The 6141-nt window shown below is 67.9% G+C and carries 7 protein-coding genes; 5 read left to right on the top strand and 2 right to left on the bottom strand.

Going from position 1 to position 6141, the window contains the following annotated elements; all coding sequences use genetic code 11:
• The coding region (locus tag ACWDTI_RS23460; protein ID WP_449740528.1) for an HNH endonuclease at positions 1–684 on the top strand (684 nt) is incomplete at its 5' end.
• Between the two features lie 248 nt (positions 685–932).
• On the top strand, positions 933–1475 hold the full coding sequence (locus ACWDTI_RS23455; RefSeq protein WP_449740527.1) for a nitroreductase/quinone reductase family protein: 543 nt from the start codon (positions 933–935) through the stop codon (positions 1473–1475).
• Here ACWDTI_RS23455 and ACWDTI_RS23450 read toward each other — a convergent pair.
• A complete protein-coding gene (locus tag ACWDTI_RS23450) occupies positions 1464–2939 on the bottom strand; it encodes a S1C family serine protease (RefSeq protein WP_449740526.1) in 1476 nt (491 codons plus the stop codon). The genes ACWDTI_RS23455 and ACWDTI_RS23450 overlap by 12 nt on opposite strands.
• 178 nt (positions 2940–3117) lie before the next feature.
• Here ACWDTI_RS23450 and ACWDTI_RS23445 point away from each other — a divergent pair, with 178 nt between their 5' ends.
• Positions 3118–4152, top strand: coding sequence for an oxygenase MpaB family protein (locus ACWDTI_RS23445; RefSeq protein ID WP_449740525.1), 1035 nt, complete (start codon positions 3118–3120; stop codon positions 4150–4152).
• A 7-nt stretch (positions 4153–4159) separates the two neighbouring features.
• Here ACWDTI_RS23445 and ACWDTI_RS23440 read toward each other — a convergent pair whose 3' ends face one another.
• On the bottom strand, positions 4160–4843 hold the full coding sequence (locus tag ACWDTI_RS23440) for a guanylate cyclase (RefSeq protein WP_449740524.1): 684 nt from the start codon (positions 4841–4843) through the stop codon (positions 4160–4162).
• Between the two features lie 52 nt (positions 4844–4895).
• Here ACWDTI_RS23440 and ACWDTI_RS23435 point away from each other — a divergent pair, with 52 nt between their 5' ends.
• Entirely contained in the window at positions 4896–5084 is a 189-nt protein-coding gene (locus ACWDTI_RS23435) for a hypothetical protein (RefSeq protein WP_449740523.1), read from the top strand.
• Complete coding sequence (locus tag ACWDTI_RS23430) at positions 5081–6127, top strand: PHP domain-containing protein (protein WP_449740522.1); 1047 nt, start codon at positions 5081–5083, stop codon at positions 6125–6127. Before ACWDTI_RS23435 ends, ACWDTI_RS23430 begins: the two co-directional genes overlap by 4 nt.
• The last annotated feature ends 14 nt before the right edge of the window (positions 6128–6141 follow it).

Genomic DNA, 6141 nt, shown 5'->3' with positions numbered 1-6141 from the left:
GACGGCCGCATCCAGATCCGCGGGGATGTCGACATCATCACCGGGGAAAAACTGCTCTCGGCGATCACCTCACTGTCAGGCACACGCCCCGAACCGGACGGCTCCCCCGATGCCCGCTCGACCGGGCAACGCCACGCCGATGCCCTCGAGGCGATCCTCGAGGCGGCGGCGGTCGCCGACACCACCCTGGTCACCCCACCGAAAACCCATGTCAGTGTGCTGGTTCCGGCCGATACACCCGAGCAGGCCGTGCTGGGATGGACCGGTCCGGTCACCGCGGCGACCGCCGCGCTGCTGGCCTGTGACGCGGCGATCGGCGCGGTCATCATCAACGGAGACACCGTGCCCTTGCAGATGGGCCGGGACAAACGGCTGTTCCCGTCGCACCTGCGTAAGGCGATCATCATCCGCGACGCCTGCTGCATCAAATGTGGGGCGCGTGCCGGCTACACCCACGTGCACCACATCGACTGGTGGAGCGAGGGTGGTCCCACGGATTTGGACAACGGATGTTTGCTGTGCCCGGCCTGTCACACCCAGATCCACCACGGCGACTGGCAGATCGTCCTGGGCGCCGACCGCCACCCCTGGCTCATCCCACCAGCCTCGATCGACCCGACACGCACACCGCTACCGGCCTACAACCGACGCACCCTGACCCTCGACGACCGCATCGCCGCGTAACTTGTCGGTGCCCGGTGATACAACACAGTCAGCCAATGAAGCATGGTCAGCCGATGAAGCAGAGTCAGCCACCCAAACCTGTGTAACCCTCTGACGCGCAGCACATTCCAGCGAAGCACCTTTCCCGCGCACCCGACCACGGTCGGGACCGCGCACGCACCTTGAGAACTCCATAGTGTGAGAAGGCTCCGGGCGCTTGCCGACGCCAAGTTGGTTGCGGCAAGCGCCTGGATCCCTATCCTTGACGGATGGGACGAGGTGACGGGGTCATCCGACCGTCACGGCTGATCGATCGGCTGGCGGACCGTCGGGCGCGTTCGCTGCGGCAGATGTATGTCGGCGGCAAGGGCAACACCACTGCGCGACGGTACGCACGGTTCTGGTCGTGGATGTTCAGCAAAGGAATTGCGCCGGGACGCAACTGGATCACGCTCGAGGTTCCGGGTCGGACGACCGGGCGTCCCACGCGGTTTCCGCTCGGCGTGACCGTCGTGGACGGTCGTCGTTACCTCGGCGCGATGCTGGGCAAGGACTGCAACTGGGTGCGCAATGTCCGTGCAGCGCAGGGAAATGCGATCATCGACCGCCGAGGCCGCCGACCGGTGCACCTCGCCGAGGTGCCGGTGGAGCGTCGGGCGCGGCTGCTGAAAGAGTTTCTGCAGCAGGTGCCTGGCGCACGCCCGCATCTGCCGGTGTCGCATGACCGTCCGGTCGCGGAGTTCGAGGCGATCGCGGCCGACTACCCGATGTTCCTCATAGAGGAGACGGCCGATCCCGGATCAGGGCAGTAGCCCGCCGAATCCACCTGAGCCGAAGGGGGATTGCGACTCGCCGCCGTCGGACTGGCCACCCTCGGACTGGCCACCCTCGGACTGGCCACCCTGGGACTGGCCATCGTCGGAGCGACCGCCCTGGCCGCCATCGGATTGGCCGCCGTCGGATTGGCCGCCCTCGGAGATGGTGGTCTGCTGCTTGTCGACGGTACTACCCAGTTTCACCTGCACGGTGCGGGACTGCCCGCCCGAGGTGACGGTCACCGGCACGGTGTCGCCGGGATTGTGGGTGAGGACCTGGGCCATCAGGTCCGCATAGTTGCTGATCGGGGTGTCGCCGATCTTGGTGACGACATCGCCCGCCTTCAGACCCGCCTGCGCGGCAGGTCCGCCGGACTGCAACGACGTGATCTGGGCGCCGTCGGCCGAGGAGTTCGAGTTCAGCGAACCTGACACACCCAGAACGGGTTTCGTCGCCTGTCCGTCCTGGAGCAGTTCGTTGGCGATGCGCTTGGCGGTGTTGATCGGGATCGCGAAGCCGAGGCCGAAGGCCTGCACCCCACCCGATCCGGCCTGACCGGTGTCGACGGCAGAGTTCACCGCGACGACCTGCCCGGCCAGGTTCACCAGTGGCCCACCGGAATTGCCGGGGTTGATCGCGGTGTCGGTCTGCAGGCCGTTGTAGACGGTCACAGCCGAGCCACTCTCGTCGCCCGCGGTCACGGTGCGGGACAACGCGCTGATGATGCCGGAGGTCACGGTGTTCGTCAGGTTCTCCGGGCTGCCGACCGCCACCACCTGCTGACCGACCTGCAGTGCGCTCGAGTCGCCGAGCGTGGCAGGGGTGAGGCCGGAGGCGTTCTGCAGCTTGATGACCGCGAGGTCGTAGGAAGGGGACGTGCCGGTGATGGTGGCGGGATAGGTCTTGCCGTCGGTCGTGGTCACCTGGATCGACGAGCCGCTGCCGGCGCCGGCGACCACGTGATTGTTGGTCAGCACGTAGCCGTCCGGAGACAGCACGATTCCGCTGCCGACCGCGGTGCCCTGACTCATGGTGACCTTGATGTCGGCGGTCGACTTCGACGCGGTCTGCGCGGCATAGGTGACCGAGCCGGGCTTGGTGTCCGCGGCGTTGGCGGCGGCCGCCGGCTGGGAGGTGAGGACCGGCGCCGCGGCGTTGGATTGATGGTCGAGGAACGCGGCGCCGCCGATGCCGATACCCCCACCCAGCAGGCCCGCGATCACCGCGGTGACCACGAGGGGCTTGGTGACACTGCGGCCGGTACGGGTGCTCGACACCGGCGGAGCGGTGTGGGGGATCGTCGGCGTGCCGTAAGCGGGGGTGTGCCAGTGGCTCTGTGGCGGTGGCGGGCTCTGCGGTGGTGCAGCGTATTCCGGTCGCGGATGCGCTCCGGTGAAGGGTGTGGTGGGGACGGGCCAGGTGGCGTCGTCGTCCCCGTGGGGCAGATGAGGTTCGTTCACGACACCACATTGCCGACCGCTGATGAGAGCAGACCAAGAATCAGCCGAGAGAAGTCCGCTCAGTTCACTCAGTGAATGCAGTGAGTTCTCCTCCCGAAACGCGGTTCTGGCCACGGTAGTAGTCAAAACATAGGCTGGGAAGTGCGACTGGCCGGGGGCAAGGGAGGGCGAAACCGAGATGCGACCGATGTTTCTGAATCCAACTCTGCCCATCCCACTGCCGCATCAGATCCCGGGTATGTGGCTCAACGACCGCTTCGACAGGGACGTGCGCGCCAAGTTCTTTCGCGGCATGGATTTCGACGCGCCGACCGGTGACCCGGGGTGGTTCGGGGCGGGCAGCGCCACCTGGCACGTCCATGCCCACCTGCCGGCACTGATCTTCGGCCTGCAGTGTGCGTCGTATCTCGAACGCCTCGATCCGAGCATCTTCTGGATGGGAGTCGACCACTCCCGGCTCGTGGAGAAGGACGACGACGGGGTCCCCACCGGACGCATCGATCCCGCGGGAGCGGCGGTGCGTCTGGGCCATTCGGTCGCGTTCTTCGTCGGCACGGCGTTCGGGTCCACGGAGACCGCCGAACGGCTCGCGCGGACCGTGCGCGCCATGCACCACACCATCAAGGGCACCCGCCCGGACGGATTGGCCTCCGACGCCGACGATCCGGACTGGTTGCGGTGGAACTACGCGACCGTGGTCTGGGGCATCGCCACCGCTCACGAGATCTACCATCCACACCCGTTACGCGGCGCCGACCTCGACCGGTACTACGCCGAGTTCGTGCGCGTCGGCCATGCGCTCGGCGGTACCCATCTGCCGACGACCAAGGCTGACACGCTGACCTGTCTCGCCGAGTATCTGCCGAAACTCGCACTGACCCATGGCAATGCGATGGCCACCGGCGCCAACGTGACCAATCCGCTTGTCGGTGCCGTGGATTGGGCGATCCGGGACACGATGCCGTCCTGGGCGGCGCAGCTGGTGCAATATCGGCGCCCGAACCCGATCGAACGCCGCGCCCGCCGCAGCGCCGTGTGGACGACGCTCAACTCGCTGCACACGTCGATGGGGGAGCCGCCCGAGGTCCTCGCGGCGCGCCGTCGGGTGGCCGGCGTCACCGGGGTGGCACACACCGAACCCACCTACGTGCCAGGGTCCGATCCCTACCTCGACCGCGATCAGGTGGAATCCGAACTCGTCGGGGCGCCCTGACCAACGGTCAGCGCCGGACCGAGATCTCGCGCCCGAGTTCGTGACCGGGGGCGAGCGGCAGGTCGTCGCCGCTCCAGAAGCGTCCCGGGTCGAACCAGTTGGAGTTCTTACCCGATTCGATCAGACCCATCTCGGCATAGGTGATCGCGACGACCTCGGCGCAGTACGCGGTTTCCAGGTCGGCGTGGTGAGCGTGGCGTTTCGCATGTCGATTCCGTGCGAAGCGATCCAGATAGGGGACCCCGCGAACGACCTCGAGGGTGGTCGGCAGGCGACCACGGAACCACCGTCCGGTCAGACGCGCGGTGGTGGGGAACGGGGTGCCGTCCAGGCGTGCGATCACCTTCAGGAGCGCGTCCTCCTGGCCGGCGGTCACCTCCGGCGTCAGCTGTCGCAGCCAACACGCCTGTTCGTAGCGATCCATCCACTGCTCGACCGCCGCGCGGGCGTCGTGCAGTTGCACCCCACGGTGATTGGTCCCCGTCCACACATCGGTCAGCTTGTCGCCGAGCTCGGCGTGCCACAGCAGCGGCGGCAGGTCGTCGAGGCTCACCGCCATCGCCACGTGGTTCACCGGCGCGTTGGTCAGCGTGCGGATCGCGCGATCAGGGCCCGAACGCCCACGGAACAGCCAGATGTCGCCCGTGCGGGTGGCCTCGAGGGCCGCAGCGAGATCGATCGTCGACTCCATGTCGCCAGCGTATTCGCCCCCGCGGCGATCGGTTCGCACTATCCTCGGGCGCATGCGCAGCGTGTGGAAATGGCTCGGGTTGGCCGGCGTGGTGGGCGTCGCCGCCGGCGGGGTGCTCGTCGCACGTGACCAACGACAACGCAACTCCTACACCGCCGACGACGTCCGCGAGCGACTGCACGATCGTCACGAGGCAGCCCAACAGCGCGAGGCACAACAACACCACACTGCCGAGCCGTGAAGCCCTACGATCCGATCACCGCACCGGTGGACCCGGTGACCGCGCTGACCCGGATCGCCTGGCTCCTGGAGCGACGACGCGAGAGCACCTACCGGGTCGAGGCCTTCCGCACAGCGGCCACCGCGGCCGCCGACGTCGGCCACGACGAACTCGCCCGGCGCGCGACCACCCGCACGCTCACCGACATCCGCGGGATCGGTAAGACGACGGCCGCCGTCATCGCATCGGCGGTCGACGGTGAGTTGCCCGCGTATCTCGCCGAACTCCAGGACACCGCACCGGAACCGCCCTCCGGTGTCGGCGCGGACATCTACGCAGGCATCCGGGGCGACCTGCACGCGCACACCAACTGGAGCGACGGCGGCGCGCCGCTACCCGAGATGGCCGCGGCCGCTGAGCAATCCGGGCACGAGTGGCTGGCCATCACCGATCACTCGCCGCGCCTGACGGTGGCCAACGGTCTCAGCGTCGACCGCCTGCAGGATCAGCTCGATCTCATCGACACCGTGAACAAAGAGTGCGACAACGGGTTTCGCATCCTGTCCGGCATCGAGGTGGACATCCTCGAGGATGGCACGCTCGACCAGACCGACGAGATGCTCGACCGCCTCGACATCGTGACGGCCTCGGTGCACTCCCAACTCCGCATGGCGGCCGGCCCGATGACCGCGCGGATGATCGCCGCGGTGTCCGACCCCCGCGTCGACGTCCTCGGACACTGCACCGGCCGGCGCGTCGTCACCGGACGTGGCCACCGCCCGCCGTCGAGTTTCGACGCCGAGGCCGTCTTCACCGCCTGCGCGGCCCACGGCACCGCGGTGGAGATCAACTCGCGGCCCGAAAGGGTCGATCCGCCAGACGAACTCATCGACCTCGCACGCGATCTCGGGTGCCTGTTCGCCGTCGACTCGGATGCACACGCACCCGGGCAACTCGAGTTCAAGGCGCTCGGCGCCCGCCGCGCGGCAGAACACGGCATCGACCCCGACCGCATCCTCACCACCTGGCCGCTCGACCGACTCCTGGCCTGGACACGCCGGTGAAGAGCCTTGTCGGC

This window comes from Gordonia sp. NPDC003424 (genome assembly GCF_053588655.1).
This window is presented reverse-complemented; position numbering and strand designations above follow the sequence as displayed.